Source organism: Pseudomonas sp. UBT (genome assembly GCF_050915955.1).
GTDB classification, from domain to species: Bacteria; Pseudomonadota; Gammaproteobacteria; order Pseudomonadales; family Pseudomonadaceae; genus Aquipseudomonas; species Aquipseudomonas antarctica_A.
Window position 1 is genome coordinate 1,283,912 of the sequence record NZ_CP168079.1, and the last position, 18,280, is coordinate 1,302,191.

Annotated in this window: 16 protein-coding genes; 5 read left to right on the forward strand and 11 right to left on the reverse strand. The window is 61.3% G+C overall.

Going from position 1 to position 18,280, the window contains the following annotated elements:
• The first annotated feature begins 100 nt into the window (after positions 1 to 100).
• From ACDZ94_RS05965 to asd, 3 genes are read left to right on the forward strand one after another with little or no spacing between them, the layout of a single operon-like run.
• The gene (locus ACDZ94_RS05965) at positions 101 to 1,636 is read left to right on the forward strand and encodes an HDOD domain-containing protein (RefSeq protein WP_432751196.1); all 1,536 of its coding nucleotides are present in this window, start codon (positions 101 to 103) and stop codon (positions 1,634 to 1,636) included.
• A gap of 57 nt (positions 1,637 to 1,693) precedes the next feature.
• Positions 1,694 to 2,509: a thiosulfate sulfurtransferase gene (gene rhdA / locus ACDZ94_RS05970; RefSeq protein WP_262666873.1), complete on the forward strand. Its 816-nt coding sequence runs from the start codon at positions 1,694 to 1,696 to the stop codon at positions 2,507 to 2,509.
• A gap of 16 nt (positions 2,510 to 2,525) precedes the next feature.
• The gene (gene asd / locus ACDZ94_RS05975) at positions 2,526 to 3,386 is read left to right on the forward strand and encodes an archaetidylserine decarboxylase (protein ID WP_064450395.1); all 861 of its coding nucleotides are present in this window, start codon (positions 2,526 to 2,528) and stop codon (positions 3,384 to 3,386) included.
• Between the two features lie 142 nt (positions 3,387 to 3,528).
• Here asd and serB read toward each other — a convergent pair whose 3' ends face one another.
• Complete coding sequence (gene serB / locus ACDZ94_RS05980; protein ID WP_064450394.1) at positions 3,529 to 4,743, reverse strand: phosphoserine phosphatase SerB; 1,215 nt, start codon at positions 4,741 to 4,743, stop codon at positions 3,529 to 3,531.
• 133 nt (positions 4,744 to 4,876) lie between these two features.
• Between serB and ACDZ94_RS05985 the strand changes: the two genes are divergently transcribed.
• The gene (locus ACDZ94_RS05985; RefSeq protein ID WP_432751197.1) at positions 4,877 to 6,412 is read left to right on the forward strand and encodes an AhpA/YtjB family protein; all 1,536 of its coding nucleotides are present in this window, start codon (positions 4,877 to 4,879) and stop codon (positions 6,410 to 6,412) included.
• Between the two features lie 190 nt (positions 6,413 to 6,602).
• Here the strand turns inward: ACDZ94_RS05985 and ACDZ94_RS05990 are convergent, their stop codons facing one another.
• From ACDZ94_RS05990 to ACDZ94_RS06030, 9 genes are all read right to left on the reverse strand, one after another.
• A complete protein-coding gene (locus ACDZ94_RS05990) occupies positions 6,603 to 7,313 on the reverse strand; it encodes a PqiC family protein (RefSeq protein ID WP_064450392.1) in 711 nt (236 codons plus the stop codon).
• Positions 7,314 to 7,486: 173 nt separating this feature from the next.
• Positions 7,487 to 9,751 carry a DNA topoisomerase IV subunit A gene (parC, locus tag ACDZ94_RS05995; protein WP_053254034.1) on the reverse strand — a complete coding sequence of 755 codons (2,265 nt, stop codon included), beginning with the start codon at positions 9,749 to 9,751 and terminating at the stop codon, positions 7,487 to 7,489.
• A gap of 10 nt (positions 9,752 to 9,761) precedes the next feature.
• Positions 9,762 to 10,283: a retropepsin-like aspartic protease family protein gene (locus tag ACDZ94_RS06000; RefSeq protein ID WP_064450391.1), complete on the reverse strand. Its 522-nt coding sequence runs from the start codon at positions 10,281 to 10,283 to the stop codon at positions 9,762 to 9,764.
• The gene (locus tag ACDZ94_RS06005; protein WP_262666872.1) at positions 10,280 to 11,275 is read right to left on the reverse strand and encodes an esterase-like activity of phytase family protein; all 996 of its coding nucleotides are present in this window, start codon (positions 11,273 to 11,275) and stop codon (positions 10,280 to 10,282) included. Before ACDZ94_RS06005 ends, ACDZ94_RS06000 begins: the two co-directional genes overlap by 4 nt.
• Complete coding sequence (gene parE / locus ACDZ94_RS06010; protein WP_128588807.1) at positions 11,275 to 13,179, reverse strand: DNA topoisomerase IV subunit B; 1,905 nt, start codon at positions 13,177 to 13,179, stop codon at positions 11,275 to 11,277. The genes ACDZ94_RS06005 and parE overlap by 1 nt, the downstream gene beginning before the upstream one ends.
• Before the next feature lie 45 nt (positions 13,180 to 13,224).
• On the reverse strand, positions 13,225 to 13,833 hold the full coding sequence (locus ACDZ94_RS06015) for a YqiA/YcfP family alpha/beta fold hydrolase (RefSeq protein ID WP_064450388.1): 609 nt from the start codon (positions 13,831 to 13,833) through the stop codon (positions 13,225 to 13,227).
• Between the two features lie 204 nt (positions 13,834 to 14,037).
• Positions 14,038 to 14,853, reverse strand: a complete 816-nt coding sequence (gene cpdA / locus ACDZ94_RS06020) for a 3',5'-cyclic-AMP phosphodiesterase (protein WP_221293775.1) — start codon at positions 14,851 to 14,853, stop codon at positions 14,038 to 14,040.
• Positions 14,854 to 14,952: 99 nt separating this feature from the next.
• The gene (locus tag ACDZ94_RS06025; RefSeq protein WP_017138485.1) at positions 14,953 to 15,402 is read right to left on the reverse strand and encodes a DUF1249 domain-containing protein; all 450 of its coding nucleotides are present in this window, start codon (positions 15,400 to 15,402) and stop codon (positions 14,953 to 14,955) included.
• Complete coding sequence (locus tag ACDZ94_RS06030) at positions 15,393 to 16,010, reverse strand: NUDIX domain-containing protein (RefSeq protein WP_064450386.1); 618 nt, start codon at positions 16,008 to 16,010, stop codon at positions 15,393 to 15,395. The genes ACDZ94_RS06025 and ACDZ94_RS06030 overlap by 10 nt, the downstream gene beginning before the upstream one ends.
• A gap of 193 nt (positions 16,011 to 16,203) precedes the next feature.
• Between ACDZ94_RS06030 and ACDZ94_RS06035 the strand changes: the two genes are divergently transcribed.
• Complete coding sequence (locus ACDZ94_RS06035) at positions 16,204 to 16,950, forward strand: RsiV family protein (protein ID WP_432751198.1); 747 nt, start codon at positions 16,204 to 16,206, stop codon at positions 16,948 to 16,950.
• On the opposite strand, the gene cytX is transcribed toward ACDZ94_RS06035, so the two are convergent.
• Positions 16,919 to 18,208: a putative hydroxymethylpyrimidine transporter CytX gene (cytX, locus tag ACDZ94_RS06040; protein WP_432751199.1), complete on the reverse strand. Its 1,290-nt coding sequence runs from the start codon at positions 18,206 to 18,208 to the stop codon at positions 16,919 to 16,921. The genes ACDZ94_RS06035 and cytX overlap by 32 nt on opposite strands.
• Between the last annotated feature and the right edge of the window lie 72 nt (positions 18,209 to 18,280).

An 18,280-nucleotide genomic window follows, 5' to 3' on the forward strand; every position in this document is an offset into this window, starting at 1 on the left:
CTTATCGGCAAAACTGCGCCAGACTATAGCCCGTTAAGGCGAAAAGCCAATTCGGCCCGTTCCGGGCGTGTTGAACGCAAGTGATGATCGCGCCCCAATCATGGCAAATGAAACGACAGTACCCACTGCAAAACCCACCACACTCGCCGCTTGGATAAAGCGTCTGGACGACGTGCCGCTGCCCGTGCCTCAGGCCAGTCACGAACGCGTGTGCAAAGCCATTCGCGACAGCCGCAGCTCATTGCGAGACATTGCCGAGCTGATGCAAAACAGCCCGGCGCTGGTGCTCAGCGTGATGCGCGAGGCCAACAGCCATACGCACAACAGCCTGGCGGAACCGGCGGAAAACCTCGAAGTGGCGCTTAACCGTCTCGGTTTGAAACGCGCCGAAGAACTGCTGGCGCGACTGCCCTCGGTTCCAGCCAATGAAATCCCCTTGGCCCTGCGCCAACTGCTGCTGGTGAGCCAACACGCGTCCCAGCAAGCCAGCGGTTTGTTCGCCAGCCGCCTGGCGCGTTTGTGGCAAGACATCCACTGGGGCAGCCTGCTGTTTCTGTCCCCGCTGTGGCCATTGGCCGTCGCGTATCCCAAGCTCCTGGAAGAATGGGAACTGCGGGTTATCCATAAAGGCCAGTCGGCTTACAAGGTCGAGCGGGAGCTGTTCGGTGTGCGCCTGCTGGACTTGTGCCTCGGTTTGACCGAAGCCTGGCACCTGCCGATCTGGGTCTCCCAGGGCTATAACCTGCTGCTGACCGAGCAGCGCTTGCTGGTCAAGGCGCTGCACATCGCCCGTGAAGATGACGCGCTGCGCCAGCAGCAATTACTGGATGCCGAACCCAACCTGCGCCGCTGGCTCAACCAGCCGGCGAACACCGTGCTGCTGGCCAACGGCCTGGCGATGTCGGCCCAGGAATCGTGGACCTGCCCGCACACCGAGCGCTGGCAATACCTCACCGCGCTGTACTTGCAGGAGCCGTTGAGTGACGTGCAGCAGCAGGTTCACCAGCAAGCGGTGGCCAGCGCCCGCACCACCCTGATGCCCGATCTTTGGCACCCGGCGCTGTCGCTGATCTGGCCGTGGCATGTACAGAAAATTCATCGCGGCTTGTTGCCTGCACCGCCGCCCACCGCCGAAGCATTGGCCGTGTGGCGCAAGCGCTGTACCGAATTGCTGGTCGAGCCGAGCCGCTTTGCCAACGCCATGCACCTGACTACGTGCGCCAAAGAAGCCCTGGTCGCCAGCGGCATGCAACGGGTGTTGCTGTTTATGGCGGACCGCGCTCTGAGCACCTTGCGCGTGCATCAAGCCGACGGTTTGCCCAGGGACGCCGCGAACTTGAGCCTGGATGTGGTCAACAGCACGCTGCTGCAGCGCCTGCTGGAAAAGCCCGCCCAGGTGCGCCTCACGCCGGACAATCACGCGCAGTTTTCCGCGCTGTTACCGCCGGTCCTGCGTCGCCTGTTTACCGGCGAACACCTGCTGTTGCGCTCCCTGAGCTGTAACGGTCGCGTGGTGATGCTGATGGTCGCCGACCAGGGCGGCGGCCCCTTCTCGGAAACCACCGTGCAGGCATTCGGCAAAACCGCCCAATGCATCGAGAAAGCGCTGCACAGCTTTACCAACCGCAGCGCCTGATGCTTGCGCTACAATCGCCCTCCTTTATCGCCAACATTTGTGCCCAGGAGACCTCACATGCCTGACTTCTCTGGCTTGCCGCTGGTGATCGAATCCAGCGACCTGCTCGGTCAACTGGATGCCGAACACCTGATTCTGGTGGACCTCACCAGTGCCGCCCGCTACGCCGAAGGGCATATCCCCGGCGCGCATTTCGTTGACCCCAAGCGCACCCAACTGGGCCAACCGCCCGCGCCGGGTTTGCTGCCGAACAAGGCCGACCTGGAAAAACTGTTCGGCGAACTGGGGCACACCCCGGATGCCACCTACGTGGTCTACGACGACGAAGGCGGCGGCTGGGCCGGGCGTTTTATCTGGCTGCTCGACGTGATCGGACACCAGAAATACCACTACCTGGACGGCGGCCTGCTGGCGTGGCTGGACGGCCAACACCCGGTATCCACCGAGGTACCGGCCCCTGTCGGTGGCCCGGTCAGCCTGACCTTGCACGACGGCCCCACGGCCACGCGCGAATACCTGCAAAGCCGCCTCGGCGCAGCCGACCTGGGTATCTGGGACGCACGCGGCCCGCTGGAGTATTCCGGTGAAAAGGTCCTCGCCGCCAAAGGGGGTCACATCCCCGGCGCGGTGAACTTCGAATGGACCGCCGGCATGGACAAGGCGCGCAACCTGCGTATCCGCCGCGACATGCCGCAAATCCTCGAAGACCTCGGCCTGACCAAAGACAAAGAAATCATCACCCACTGCCAGACTCACCACCGCTCTGGCTTCACCTACCTGGTGGCCAAGGCGCTCGGTTATCCGCGAGTCAAAGGTTATGCCGGTTCCTGGGGCGAATGGGGCAACCACCCCGACACCCCCGTTGAGATTTAAGGTTTAAGGACACTTAATGAAAAAGCAGTTGTTTATCCTCAGCCAATACTTGCTGCCGCACCACTTGCTGTCGCGCTTGGCCGGCTGCGTTGCCGAGTGCCGCGTGCGCTGGTTCAAGAACGCCTTCACCAGCTGGTTCGCCAAGCGCTACCAAGTGGACATGTCCCAGGCGCTGGTTGAAGACCTGACCGCCTACGAGCATTTCAACGCTTTCTTCACCCGTGCATTGAAAGACGGCGCCCGCCCGCTGGACCAAACCCCAGGTGCGGTACTGAGCCCGGCCGACGGTGCCGTCAGCCAGCTTGGCCCGATTGAACACGGCCGCGTATTCCAGGCCAAGGGCCACAGCTTCAGCGTGCTGGAACTGCTGGGCGGCGACGCGGCACTCGCCGCGCCGTTTATGGGCGGTGATTTCGCCACCATCTACCTGTCGCCGAAGGACTACCACCGCGTGCACATGCCGCTGGCCGGCACCCTGCGCGAGATGGTCTACGTGCCTGGGCGGATTTTCTCGGTAAACCAGACCACCGCCGAAAACGTGCCTGAGCTGTTTGCACGTAACGAGCGTGTTGTCTGCCTGTTCGACACCGAACGCGGCCCAATGGCGGTGGTGTTGGTCGGTGCAATGATCGTTGCATCGATTGAAACGGTATGGGCCGGGTTGGTTACGCCGCCGAAGCGCGAGCTGAAAACCTTCCGCTACGACGAAGCCGCCCGCGCGCCGATTCACTTGGAAAAAGGGGCGGAACTGGGTCGCTTCAAGCTAGGTTCGACCGCGATCGTGCTGTTCGGGCCCGATCAGGTGAAGTGGGCAGAAGAGCTGGTGGCGGGTACGCCTGTGCAGATGGGCCAGGGCATCGCACTGCCGAAGGCCTGATTCAAAGCCGATTGAAGATCAAAATGTGGGAGCGGGCTTGCTCGCGAATGCGGTGTGACAGTCAATAGAGATACCGACTGATCTACCGCATTCGCGAGCAAGCCCGCTCCCACTTTGACCAGGGTGCTTCAGTTATTTCGGCTTACAGCTGACCGTCGCGGTCACGCAGGCCCAGCAGGTACAGCACGCCATCCAGCCCCAAGGTCGAAATCGCCTGCTTGGCCGATTGCTTGACCAGCGGCTTGGCGCGAAACGCCACACCCAAGCCGGCAATCGCCAGCATCGGCAAGTCATTGGCGCCGTCACCGACCGCAATGGTCTGTTCCAGACGCAAACCTTCCTTGTGGGCCAATTCCTTCAGCAGATCCGCCTTACGCTGAGCGTCGACAATCGGCTCGACGGCCACGCCGGTCACCTTGCCATCCACCACTTCCAGCTCGTTGGCGAACACATAGTCGATGCCCAGCTTGGCCTGCAACTGCTTGGCGAAGTAGGTAAAACCGCCCGACAGGATTGCGGTCTTGTAGCCCAGGCGCTTGAGTTCGGCGAACAGGGTTTCGGCGCCTTCGGTCAGGCGCAGCGAAGCACCGATGGAGTCCAGCACGCTGACATCCAGGCCCTTGAGCAATGCCAGGCGCTCCTTGAAGCTCGCGCGAAAGTCCAACTCGCCGGCCATTGCGCGTTCGGTGATGGCGGACACCTGCTCGCCCACGCCGGCAGCCTTGGCCAACTCGTCGATGACTTCGGCTTCGATCAGGGTCGAGTCCATATCGAACACCGCCAGGCGGCGGTTACGGCGGAACAGCGAATCTTCCTGGAACGCGATATCAACATTCAGCTCCTGGGCCACGCTCAGGAACTCGGCGCGCAGGGCTTGGGGATCAGCCGGCTCGCCGCGCACGGAGAACTCGATACAGCCCTTGCCCTTGTCGGCCGGCGTGTCCAATGGCATGCGACCCGACAAACGGTCGATATGGTCGATATTCAGACCGTACTGCGCGGTGATTGAGCTGACACGTTGCAATTGCTCGGCCGTGACCTTGCGAGTCAGCAAGGTCACGATGTGGCGCTTTTTGCCCTGGCCGTCGACCCAGTGTTGGTAATCTGCTTCGGAGACCGGGGTGAAACGCACCTGTTGATCCAGCTTATACGCCGTAAACAGGATGTCCTTGAGTACAGAAGACGCCTGTTCAGTGCTCGGGATTTCCACGAGAATCCCGAACGACAAGGTGTCGTGGATCACCGCCTGGCCGATGTCGAGAATGCTCACACCACCCTGGGCCAGAACACCGGTAATGGCTGCGGTGAGACCCGGGCGGTCTTCACCTGTGATATTTATCAGGACAATTTCGCGCAAAGCGCACCCCCAGGCTGGAAAAAAACCGCATTCTACCCACTTTCAGTGACCATCGGGCACAGGCAGCGCTTTGCCGGTTCTGGGCCTGTCGCTATACTGCGCGTCAACTTCACGGACCAAGAGCCGAGCGCAAGTGAACCGGCCCACGCCAGTAAAAACCGATAACTTCTTCCTGCTGATCTTCCGGGCACTGCGCCACCGCCGTGTACCGATCGCATTACGCATCGCCAGCCATAACGTGATCCTGGTCGCTCTGGCCTTGGTGATCTACGCCTGCGTGATGGGTTTGCAGTTCAAGCAGGCCATGCACGAGCAAGCCGACGCCCTGGGCGAAAGCTTGACCACCCAGACCGCCACCTCGGCGACTGAGTTGCTGGTGTCCAACGACATCCTCAGCCTCAACGTGCTGCTCAATAACCTGACCAAGAACCCGCTGGTGGCTCACGCTGCTATCTATAGTGTGGACAACCGGATCATGGCCGAAGCCGGGCAGCGCCCGAAAAACGGCCTGCTAGGTGAAGCCGAAGGCCTGTATCAGAGCAATATCACGTTTCAGGACGTGAAAGCGGGCCAACTGCGTATCAGCCTCGACATGCAGCAATTCCAGCAGCCGATGACCATCAGCCTGCAAAGCATGGGCATTCTCAGCGCGATCCTGCTGGCATTGGCCCTGGCCTTGAGCCTGCGCCTGGGTCGGCACATCTCCACGCCGCTGATGCAACTGCGCATCTGGCTGCGCGACATCGACGAACACACCCCGGCCACCGACCGCCAGGATGAGATCGGCGACCTCGCCCGCCAGCTTCACGCCAGCTTCGCCCCGGAACCTGTCATCGTGCCAAAGGCTGAACCCGAGCCTGAATACGACGACACCGATTACGACGACGAGCCCGAGTTTGAAGTGCGCGACCTGCGCGATCCAGACTTTGACGAAAGTGCACCGGTGGCCGGTCTCAAGCCTGCCACACGCCAGGTGATCAAGGCCGAAGAGGATGAACTGGATGATGAAGATCCGTTCTCCGACCTGCGCGACACCTCGGCCGCCGCACCCGCTGTCGCCCCAAAGCCTGAGCCGGTGAAAAACACTGAACCGCAGCACAGCGCCGTATTGGCTGTGCAACTCGGTGCCCAGGACCAACTGCGCCGCCTGCCCCGCGCCCGCCTGACGGAATTGCTGGAACGCTACCGCGACTGCCTCGACCAGGCCGCTTCGCTTTATCAGAGCGAACTGCACACCCTGAATGATGGCAGTACGCTGATGCTGTTCCACAGCGAAGACAGCGGCGAAGACTACCTGACCAACGCCATCTGCTGCGGCGAACTGCTGCGCGCCCTGGGCCATGCCCTGCAGATTGAAGTCGCGGACAGTGGCATCACGTTGCAATTGCAATTGGGCCTGACGGTGGGTGACGATCTGTTCGGCATGAGCCAGATCGACCTGCTGCTGACCGAAATTGCCCAGGATGCACTGGCCTTGTCTCAACACAGCCGCAACCTGCTGCTGGTGGAGCGCAAGATCAGCGAAGATGCACTGATCCGCCAGCGCGCACGTATCCGCCCGATTGCCAGTCCTGAAGGCGCAAGCTGTGTGGAGCGGTTGATGGAACCGTACCCGTCGATGCTTGAGCGCCAGTTGGCGCGGATGCATGAGACCCGTACCAAGCCCTAAACAACACCGATGGATCAATGTGGGAGGGGGCTTGCTCCCGATAGCAGAGTGTCAGTCAGCACATGCATTGGCTGACCCACCGCTTTCGGGAGCAAGCCCCCTCCCACATTTGGTCTGTGCCAAGCTTCGAATCGCAGACACAAAAAAGGCCCGCTGAGTCAGCGGGCCTTTTTTGTGGGTCGGTTTCAGGTCAGAACCTGAACACTTCCATATCCGTACGAATCGGCGTTGCCATCGGCATCTTCGGCTTTCCCGGCACTGCCGGTTTGGCCTGAGCCGGGGCCTGCTTACGCGGTGCCTCGGCAACCGGCGGCTGATTAGCCAGCGGCTTGAGCGCCACCGACAACTGCTGCGCCAAATGCTGCAACAGCACGCCCTGGGCCTGAACCTGGGACGCGGTGGTGCCGGTGTGCTCTTCCTGCAGATGCACGATGCGGTTATCGCGCACTTGCCCACGACGGTCGATCAAACGCCACTGCGCATCCAGGATCGCCGGCTGCGAGGCCCCCGAGTCGAGCCGCGTAATCGTCAGCAACACCTGCACATCCGGGGTGAAGCCGGTTGGCGCCGGTGCAAGCACCACGCGCTGGCTGTCAAGATGGCCTGCAACCTGGCGCAGCATCAGTTGGTTGATATCGGACGACAAACTGCCCGCCCAACGACCATCTGTGGAACCTTGCAGGCTGCCGTCGTTCTGACGTTGCAGCAGGGTTTCACGTTGCAGGTAATCGGCAACGACGACCGGGCCAAGCAATACGGCCATACCCGCCGTTTGAGCGGGCTGAGCCGGACTTCCGCTGTCCAGCTGGTACAGCGACACAGGCTGGTGTGTGCTGCAGCCCGCCAGCCCCAAAAGGCCAGCGAGCATCAAAATTAAAGGAAGGCGTGGAGCAGTCATCATCCCATCCAGGTGGCTGCCACAAGGCGAACCACAATGTAATACTAAAAATAACCTAAACACGCTCGGCCACGCCGGCGCTGGAAAGGCCATATCATCCGTGAATATGCGCCCTGACTCCAGCGCCAAAGCGTCGATCTACGCGTTAAATCGTAGATCGAGGGCTCTAATCGGCCTTAAACAGGCGTTTCCACCAGCAAAGCATCCACTCGCTGGAAACCCCGCGGCAGTTTGTTACCGCGTCGGCCACGCTCACCCTTGTAGTGTTCAAGGTCGTCAGGGCGCAACGACAGCGTGCGCTTGCCGGCCTGGAGCACCAGGGTTGAGCCTTCCGGGATCACGGCGATGTCGGTCACGTACTCTTCGCGACTGGCCACACGCTCCCCGGGAATCCCGATTATCTTGTTGCCCTTGCCTTTGCCCAACTGCGGCAAGTCGCTGATTTTGAACACCAGCAAACGCCCCTCGGTGGTCACCGACGCCAGCCAGTTGCTCTCGCGGTCGTCCACGGTGCGCGGCAGGATCACCTTGGCGTTGTTCGGCAAGCTCAACAATGCCTTGCCCGCCTTGTTCTTGGCCTGCAGGTCTTCGCCCTTGACCACAAAACCGTAACCCGCATCGGAGGCGATCACATACAGCGAATCATCATCCGGCAGCAGCACGCACTCAAAATTCGCCCCCGGTGGCGGTGTGAGGCGCCCGGTCAGTGGCTCGCCCTGGCCCCGTGCCGATGGCAAGGTGTGCGCCGGCACCGAATAACTGCGCCCGGTAGAGTCGATAAACACCGCAAACTGGTTGGAACGCCCGGCCGCAGCGGTCTTGAAACCATCACCCGCCTTGTAGGAGAGGCCGGTGGCGTCAATATCATGCCCTTTGGCGGAACGAACCCAACCCTTTTCCGACAGAACGACGGTAATTTTCTCGTTAGGTAGCAGCTCGGTTTCTGTCAGAGCTTTGGCTTCAGCGCGCTCGACGATTGGCGAGCGGCGATCATCGCCATAGGTTTCGGCGTCTTTGATCAGCTCACTGCGCACCAGCTTCTTGAGTTTGGCTTCGCTGCCCAGCAGGGCTTGCAGCTTGGCTTGCTCTTTGAGCAGTGCATCTTGCTCGTCACGCAGCTTCATTTCTTCCAGTCGCGCCAATTGGCGCAAGCGGGTATCGAGGATGTAGTCGGCCTGGATCTCGCTCAGCTCGAAACGCGCGATCAGCTCGGCTTTCGGGTGCTCTGCAGTACGGATGATGTGGATCACTTCATCCAGGTTGAGGTAGGCAATCAGCAAACCGTCCAACAGGTGCAGGCGACGCTCAACCTTGTCGAGACGGAATTGCAGGCGGCGACGCACGGTCTGCACGCGGAACTCCAGCCACTCCACCAGCAGGTTGCGCAGGTTTTTCAGCTGCGGCTTGCCGTCCAGGCCGATGATGTTGACGTTGACCCGGTAGCTGGACTCCAGGTCGGTGCTGGCAAACAGATGCTGCATCAGCACTTCGTGGTCGACGCGACTATTGGTCGGGATGATCACGATGCGGCATGGGTTTTCGTGGTCAGACTCGTCACGCAGGTCAGCAACCTGCGGCAATTTCGACGGTTTGGCCTGCATCAGCGCGGCGATCTGTTCCAGCACCTTGGCACCGGACACCTGATGCGGCAGCGCGGTGACGATAATGTCGCCATCTTCGATGTGATAAACCGCGCGCATGCGCACCGAGCCCTTGCCGGTCTCGTACATCTTCAGCAGGTCGGCGCGCGGTGTGATGATTTCCGCTTCGGTCGGGTAATCCGGGCCCTGGATATGCTCGCAGAGTTGCTCGACCGTGGCTTTGGGCTCGTCCAGCAAGCGCACGCAGGCGGTGGCCACTTCACGCAGGTTGTGCGGCGGCACGTCGGTGGCCATGCCGACCGCAATGCCGGTGGTGCCATTGAGCAGGATATTCGGCAAACGCGCCGGCAACACCAGGGGTTCGTCCAGGGTGCCGTCGAAGTTCGGCCCCCAGTTAGCGGTGCCCTGCCCCAACTCGCTGAGCAGCACTTCCGAATAACGCGACAGGCGCGCCTCGGTATAACGCATGGCAGCGAAAGACTTGGGATCATCCGGCGCACCCCAGTTACCTTGCCCGTCCACCAAGGTGTAGCGGTAGCTGAACGGCTGGGCCATCAGCACCATGGCTTCATAGCACGCAGAGTCGCCGTGGGGGTGGAACTTACCGAGCACGTCACCGACGGTACGCGCCGACTTCTTGTGCTTGGAATCAGCGTCCAGGCCCAACTCACTCATGGCGTAGATGATGCGCCGTTGTACCGGCTTCAGGCCGTCGCCGATATGCGGCAAGGCACGGTCCATGATCACGTACATGGAGTAGTTGAGGTAGGCATTTTCGGTGAAGTCAGCCAGCGATCGGCGTTCTACGCCATCTAAGCTGTCTGCGAGGATGTCACTCATGCGGGCCTCATCATTGTTTGGTCTGGCGCAGCAGCAATGTGCCGCTGCGCTGGGTAAATTCAAGTTGTTTCAATGCACTCATGCCCAACAGCACCTGTTCCCCGCCCAAGCCCGGCGCCACCAGCGCACGGACGTCCTGAAGGACGATATCGCCCAGTTTCAGGCGGTCGAGCTGGGTACGGTAGCCCTGACTCCGCCCATTGGCGGTGCTCAAGGTCACCGGCATGCCACGCTTAAGCCCGAGACGGTCGGCCAATTCGGCCGGAACCGCCACGTCGGTCGCCCCGGTGTCGAGCATAAACTCCACCGGTTGACCGTTGATCTGGCCGCTGGCAACAAAATGGCCTTGGCCGTTGCCGAGCAATTTCACTTCGATGTAACCCTCGTGCTGTTCCGAGGTCACCACGGCATTCGGGTTTTGCTGACGCGCTTCCCACTGCCCAAAAAACCGTGTGGCCAAAAACAGCCCCGCTCCCCACGCCACGAACATCAGCACACGTCCGGCGCGCTTGCCGGGCGGTTGTGCACTCATGGCTGAGCGCCCCAGCCACCGGCCGGCGCGGCAAAACGATAGACCATCGGCCGTTTTTCACCATCGGCACGAGGGCCGAAATTGTTGTCGATCCCCAGCCAGGCTCCGTCGGCATCCACCACCAGTGCTTCGGCCAAACCATAAGGCTGGGCATAACGCCGATTCGGCGTCAGGGTCTCGTCGGCAAACGACCAGCACAACTCGACTTTTGCAGTGACCGCATCGCGCCGGCAAATCTGGAACGCATTGCGTTCCAGCGTAAACAGCTTGCCGTTGAACAGCGCGAGGTCGGCAAAATCCTTGGACACGGCCTTGGCATGGGTGAACTGCACCGGCTGCACTTCCTGCCCGGCCTCGCTCAGCAACACACAAGGCCCCTCACAATCCCACACACTTTGCCCGCGCTTGATCGAGATCAAGCCACGTCGCTCACGCTCGGCGGCCAGCCAGATCTGATTGCCTTGCGGGTTGATCGCCAAGCCTTCGAACAAGGCATTGAAATGCAGCAACATGCCGCTGGCCCGTGCTTCGCGCACCATGCCCGGGGCGATTTTCAACCACTGCGGCGCACCGCTCACCGGCACTTGCAGCACCGCCGCATGGGCTTCGCTGACAATGTAGCGGTTACCGGCGGCATCGCAGGTGATGCCTTCAAAGTCCAGGTCACCACCGCGAATGAACGAAGCAGCCTTGGTGCGCGAGCGCAGCCCCCACGGTAAACCGGACTCCGGCACCGGCGGCACGTCGATCTTCAGCGTTTCGGCCTTCCAGGTCGGCGCGCTGATATCGAGGCGGTAGATCTGGTCGTCATCGCGGTCGGAAACGGTCCACAGCTCTTTGCCACACAGGGCCAGGCCCGACAGGTTACCGCCGCGCATGCCGTCCACCGGGTGTTCGGACACGAGTTTAAGCTCAACCGCGGGCGCGGCGACCACCTCGGTGGCCGCCAACCCGCTCAACATCAGGATCGCCAGGGCGAAACCTGTGCGCATCAGCCCAGAACCTCGGCCAGGTTGCCTTTGGACTCCAGCCAGGCTTTGCGATCCGGTGCACGCTTCTTCGCCAGCAACATGTCCATCATTTCCGACGTGCCGGCGAAGTCTTCCAGGGTCAACTGCACAAGGCGCCGAGTGTTCGGGTCCATGGTGGTTTCGCGCAGCTGCGGCGGGTTCATCTCACCCAGACCTTTGAATCGTGTGACCTGTGGTTTGCCGCGCTTTTTCTCGGCGACCAGACGGTCGAGGATGCCATCGCGCTCGGCTTCGTCGAGGGCGTAGAAAATCTCTTTGCCCAAGTCGATGCGGTACAGCGGCGGCATCGCGACATAGACGTGACCGGCATCCACCAGTGGGCGGAAGTGCTGGACGAACAGCGCGCACAGCAACGTGGCGATGTGCAGGCCGTCAGAGTCGGCGTCGGCGAGGATGCAGATCTTGCCGTAGCGCAGCTGGCTGATGTCTGCCGCGCCCGGGTCGACGCCGATGGCCACGGCAATGTTGTGCACTTCCTGGCTGGCCAGGACTTCGCTGCCGTCGACTTCCCAGGTGTTGAGGATCTTGCCGCGTAACGGCAGGATCGCCTGGAATTCCTTGTCCCGCGCTTGCTTGGCGGAACCGCCGGCGGAGTCACCTTCCACCAGGAACAGCTCGGAACGCATCGGGTCTTGCCCGGCGCAATCGGCCAGTTTGCCCGGCAGTGCCGGGCCAGCCGTAATGCGCTTGCGCTCGACCTTTTTGCTGGCTTTGAGGCGACGGCCGGCGTTGTTGATCGCCAACTCCGCCAGGGCCAGGCCCAGTTCCGGGTGTTCATTGAGCCACAGGCTGAAGGCGTCCTTGACCACACCAGAAACAAACGCCGCCGCCTCACGGGACGACAGCCGTTCTTTGGTCTGGCCGGAGAATTGCGGCTCCTGCATTTTCATCGACAGTACGAACGCGATGCGCTCCCACACGTCTTCCGGCGCCAGCTTCACGCCGCGCGGCAACAGGCTGCGGTATTCGCAGAATTCGCGCATGGCATCGAGCAAACCCTGGCGCAAACCATTGACGTGGGTGCCGCCCTGAGCGGTGGGGATCAGGTTGACGTAGCTTTCCTGCACGCTGTCGCCGCCTTCGGGCAACCACAGCAGCGCCCAGTCGACCGCTTCTTTATTACCGGCCAGGCTGCCGCAGAACGGCTCGTTGGGCAGGCGTTCGAAGTCGCTGACGGAGTCTTCCAGGTAGGAGCGCAGGCCGTCTTCGTAGTGCCACTCGACCTTTTCGCCGGTGCCTTTGTCTTCAAAGCTGACCAGCAGGCCCGGGCACAGAACCGCCTTGGCCTTGAGCACGTGCTTGAGGCGGCTGATGGAGAATTTTGGCGAATCGAAGTATTTAGGGTCCGGCGCGAAGTACACGCTGGTGCCGGTGTTGCGCTTGCCGACGGTGCCGATCACTTCCAGGTCGGTGGCTTTGTAGCCATCGGCGAAGGTCATCTGGTACTCGTTGCCGTCGCGCTTGACCTTGACCCGCACCAGTGTGGACAGGGCGTTGACCACCGAAATACCCACACCGTGCAAGCCACCGGAGAACTGGTAGTTCTTGTTGGAGAACTTGCCGCCGGCGTGCAGCTTGGTGAGGATCAGCTCGACGCCCGACACACCCTCTTCCGGGTGAATGTCCACCGGCATGCCGCGACCATCGTCAGACACTTCCAGGGAATGGTCGGCATGGAGGATGACTTGTACCGACTTGGCGTGCCCGGCCAAGGCTTCGTCGACGCTGTTGTCGATGACTTCCTGGGCAAGGTGGTTCGGCCGACTGGTGTCGGTGTACATGCCGGGGCGTTTGCGCACCGGGTCGAGGCCCGAGAGGACTTCGATGGCGTCGGCGTTATAAGAGCTAGCGCTGGGAGTGGCCATGGGGTCTCGTCGTGAGTCGTTCGATTAAAAAGTAACCCGCGATTCTCACAGTGAAGAAAAATCGAAGGATTGATACTGATCAGGGCCAATGCCGGCAAAGCTCAACATTGCCGGCAATTGCAGGGCGAACCCTTGATAACCATGGTCGCCACCGGCCTGGATGCGCAAGGCACAGGCTCGGTAATACTGTTGGGCGAGGCGATAGTCCAGTGTTTCATCGCCGGTCTGCAACCACACCTGATAACGCGCGGCATCCTGGGGCGCCGGAACTTCCAGCTCGGCCAGTGCCGTGACGTGATCGTGGGTCAATTCCCAGGTTTCATCGGTGTAAAGGTTCTTCTGGGTGCCCAGGTAACCGTCGAACATCCGATGAGGGCTGACCGCCGGGTTGACCAGCAGCGCCTTAAGGCCATGGCGTTCGGCAAGATGGGTTGCATAGTAGCCGCCGAGTGAGCTGCCGACCAGCAGCGGCCGACCCAGCTGTGCAATGGCCTCCTCCAACTGAGGAATCGCCTGGCGGGGGTGGTGATGCAGGGCCGGCACGCGCAATTGGTCGGCCAGGCCGAGGCTGTCCATCACAGTCATCAGTTGGCTGGCCTTGTTGGACGCAGGCGCGCTGTTGAAACCGTGGATATACAAGATCGAAGCGGACATGCCGGGCTCTCCGTGCTTCAGCCAAAGAGGCGCAGTTTACAGGGATCGAGGGGGTGTGTGAGTCCCTCTATCTAAAGGACACAGAAGATCCACTGTGGGAGCTGGCTTGCCTGCGATGGCGGTGTATCAGCCACACATTTGTTAACCGGCATGCCGCTATCGCAGGCAAGCCAGCTCTCACATTTTGATCAGTGTTTACAGCTTTTAGTAGCCGTTGCTGCCGTAATCCACGGTAAAGGCAAAGCCTTTGACTCGCTCAACGCCAGTTTCCAACCGTCCGTCGGCGTGCAGGCGCAGCCATCGGTAGCCTGGCGCTTGTTCGCTAACCTGGAAGTCTTCACTGCCCGGCGTGAACTGGATGCAGGTGGACGGCGAAGCCAGCAGGCGTACACCGTTGCGTTCGCGGTCGATCTCTTGGTGCACATGCCCCCACAGCACCGCCTTGACCTGCGGAAAACGGTCGAGTACGGCAAACAAGGCGTCGGGGTTGCGCAGCCCGATGGGCTCCATCCAGGCACAGCCGATAGGCACCGGATGATGGTGAAAGCACACCAGATGGTGCCGACCCGGCGCCTCACTCAAGGACTGGGCCAACAATTGCAGTTGCTGGTCTTGCAGGTAACCGGGCACCGAACCGGGAACTGCCGAATCCAGCAGGGTGACGCGCCAGTTGCCGATGTCGACCACCGGCTCCAGCAGATCACTATGCACGGCGGCATGCGCCATGATCTGTGGCTCGTCGTGGTTGCCGGGAATCCAGCGCGCCGGCGCATCAATCGGCCGGCTCAGGTCGCGAAACTGTTGATAAGACTCAAGCGTGCCGTCCTGGGACAAATCGCCCGTTGCCAGCACCAAATCGATCTGCGGCTGCTGCTCGCGTACCAACTCGATCACCCGCTGCAGGCTCTCGCAGGTATTCATGCCCAGCAGCGTGCCGTCGGCCTCGGCAAACAGGTGGCTGTCGGACAACTGCACCAGCAACGCCGGCGCATCAGGGTTCAAGGCGGATACGCTTGGCAAGGCGCTCTCCCAAGGCAATCACAGGAAATGGATATTTGGCGCGATTATGCTGGGGCAGGACACAAAGAGGAAAGCGGAGGAAGCAGACGCAGTTCACATCTACCGCACGACTTCAAACTCGTGGCCCAGGGCCAGGCAGTGACTCAACCATTCACCGAGGAACACATTGAGCTGTGCTTTCTCATCGGGCTGGTGCATGAACACATTCGGGTAAGGATAGATGCTGCGAAAGCGGCGTGCATGTTCGGCGCTGATCACTTCGGCCATTCGCGCATCGTGATACACCTGCACTTCCAGCTGCGGCACCGGCAGCCACGGCAGGCTGTGTTCCTGGCGCACACGCAGGGTAGTGGTGTACGGGCAGTTGACGATGACCTCAAGGGTCAGTACGCCGAGCATCTGGTCGCCGTGGGTCACGGCAATGCGCCGCGCTTCGGGGGCGTGGCGCATGTCGGGGAGCAAGCGCATCAACCGCGCATAGTTAGCCTCGCAGGCGGCTTGCAGCCCGATCAGGTCGACTCGATAACGTTCCCGTGCCTTTACTGCCATAACCCCCTCACTTCCGCGCGATTAAGCGCAAGCCATTGCAGGGCGATAATGCTGGCTGCGTTGGAAATTTTGCCGTCACGCACCGCTTGCAAGGCATCTTCGAACGCCCAAGGGGTGACGCGGATATCTTCTGCCTCTTCTTCCAGTCCATGGACGCCACCCGCCCCGGCGCTGTCGCAACGGCCCAGGTACAAGTGGACGAATTCAGTGCTGCCACCGGGCGATGGGAAATACTGGGTGATCGGCCACAGTGCGGAGAATGTAAGCCCAGCTTCCTCCTCGGCTTCGCGGTGTGCAACCTCCTCCGGCTCTTCATCCTTGTCGATCAGGCCGGCGACCATTTCCACCAGCCACGGGTTGTCGGTACGGCCCATGGCGCCGACACGAAACTGCTCGATCAGGACCACTTCATCGCGCTGCGGGTCGTAAGGCAACACGCACACCGCGTCATGCCGAACGAAGACTTCGCGATTGATCACCCGGCTCATGCCGCCATCGAATTTCTCGTGGCGCAACTGCACGCGATCAAGCGTGTAGAAGCCCTGGTAAGCAGTGTCGCGCTGAACAATCTCGATCTTGTGCGGCGTCGACTTGGCAATGTCCGTCATGTCTGTCCTCGTTATGCCCGTGCAATTCGCGCCATCCTAACGCGCTCCTGCCCGTTGGTGCAGCCCCTTTCCAGTTGCCGGGATAGACGGCGGACGTCAAACTCACTCTAATCAGCTTAGTGGCGAACTGACTGCCCTGTTGGCAGTCCAAGCGCTACTCTTTTCGCTTCCCATCGATTTCCGAAGGACACACATGTCGCTTTTAAAAGTCGCCTCCGTGGCCTGTATTGCCTTGACCCTCGGTGCTTGCCAGAGCCTGTTCCAGCCCAGCTACCTAAAGCCGCTGGATACCAAGCCAGACGCCTCGGAGCAGATCAAACCCGGCTGCAACAGCCCTGATTGTCCGCTGGTGAACATCGATACCGTGCACTTCCCCACCGAGCCGCAACTCGACACGCTGGTGGAGCAGCGCCTGCTGCAAATGACCCGCACCACACCCGGCGCCAGCGTGCCGCCGACGCTGAATGCCTACCGCGACAAGTTCCTGCGCGCATCGCCCGACCGCAACAGCATGTACTTGCAGGCCAAGGTACGTGAGCAGCATGACGGACTTGTGATCATCGAGGTGTCCAGCTACCTCGACACCGGCGCCGCCCATGGCGAGCCCGGCCGTGGGTTCATCAACTATTCACGCCTGCTGCACAAGGAACTGAGCCTGACCGACATGCTGTTGCCGGGCCAGGAGCAAGCGTTCTGGAATACCGCGAAAGTCGCCCACAACAGCTGGCTGATCAACTCGCAGATGGACCGTGACCCGGAGTTCGTGAAGAGCTGGCCGTTCCAGAAAACGCCGAACGTGGCCTTGACCAGCAACGGCGTGGTGCTCAAGTACAACGTGGCGACGATTGCGCCTTACGCATTGGGGCTGATCGAAATGACCATCCCCTATGCGCGCCTCACCGGCGTACTCAAGCCCGAACTGGCGCCCGCACGCCACTGAAGGCCCGGCCCAGGATGAACTGCAGCAATCCTGCCAGCACCAGTGCCGGCAGGGTTGCGCCGATATCCGGATAAAGATTGGCGAGCAGATGATAAGTGCCGATGCCGCCCAACCAGGCCACCAGCGCAGGCCAGTGCAGGTTGCCAACCGCGCCTTGGCCACGGCGGCGCAGGATAAAGTGATCCACCAGCACCACGCCGAACAAAGGCGCAAACACCGAGCCGATCAGCAACAGGAAGTTCTGATACTGCGCCAACGGTGCAAAGCAGGCGATAAACGTGCAGATCACACCGATAGCCAGCGCCAGATGCTCGACTTTCCAACGCAACAGAATCCCGCTGGACACCGCCGCCGAGTGAATATCGGCAAAGGCGTTTTCCGACTCGTCCAACAGGATCAGCAACAGCGGAATGCCCAAGCCCGCGCCGGCCAGGGCCAGCAACAGCGCATTCACCTCACCACTCGGCGCAAACGCCAGGGTGTAGGCCACGCCCAGGCTCATCAGCCAGAAATTGCCGATAAAGAAACCCAGCGCCGTACCGCCGAAGACATGTTTGGCGCGCTTGCCGAAACGTGAGTAATCGGCAATCAGCGGCAGCCAAGACAGCGGCATGGCGATGGCGATATCAAAACCCACGGCGAACGGCATCGAGCCGTCACCGGACTTGGCCCAGAGTGCGGCGAGGTCGGCCTTGGCGAACAGGTTCCAGGTCAGCCACAGGCAGGCGGCGAGCAGCAGCCAGATGCCCCATTTGCGCAGGATTTGCCGTACGAACGTCAGCGGGCCGCTGACCGCCAGCAACGTCGCCAAACCGCCAAAAAACAGCGTCCACAGCAAAGGACTCGCCAGCAGGCCGCCCTCGCTGAACGCGCGCGTGCCCAACAGACTGGCGGCATCGCGCATCACGATGATTTCAAACGAGCCCCAGCCGATCAGTTGCAGCAGGTTCAGCAACGCCGGCAGGCTCGCGCCCCGGGCGCCGAGGCTGAGTTTAAGCGCGGCCATGGCCGACAGGCCGGTGTCGCTGCCAATCACGCCGACGGCGGCCAGTAACAGCACGCCGACCAGGGTGCCGAGGAAAATCGCCAGCAACGAGCCGGACAAGCCCAGGCCCGGCGCGAGCAAGGCGCCGGTTTGCAGAACCATCAGGCCGATGCCGAGGGAGAACCACAGGGAGAACAGGTCGCGGGCGCCGAAGACGCGTTTGTCAGCGGGCACCGCGATGTCAGGGGAATAGGTGCTGGGTTGAATGCTCAAGGGTGTTATCTCTGAGGGACATTTGTTGTTTGATAGATTGCCTTCGCGAGCAAGCCCGCTCCCACATTTGGA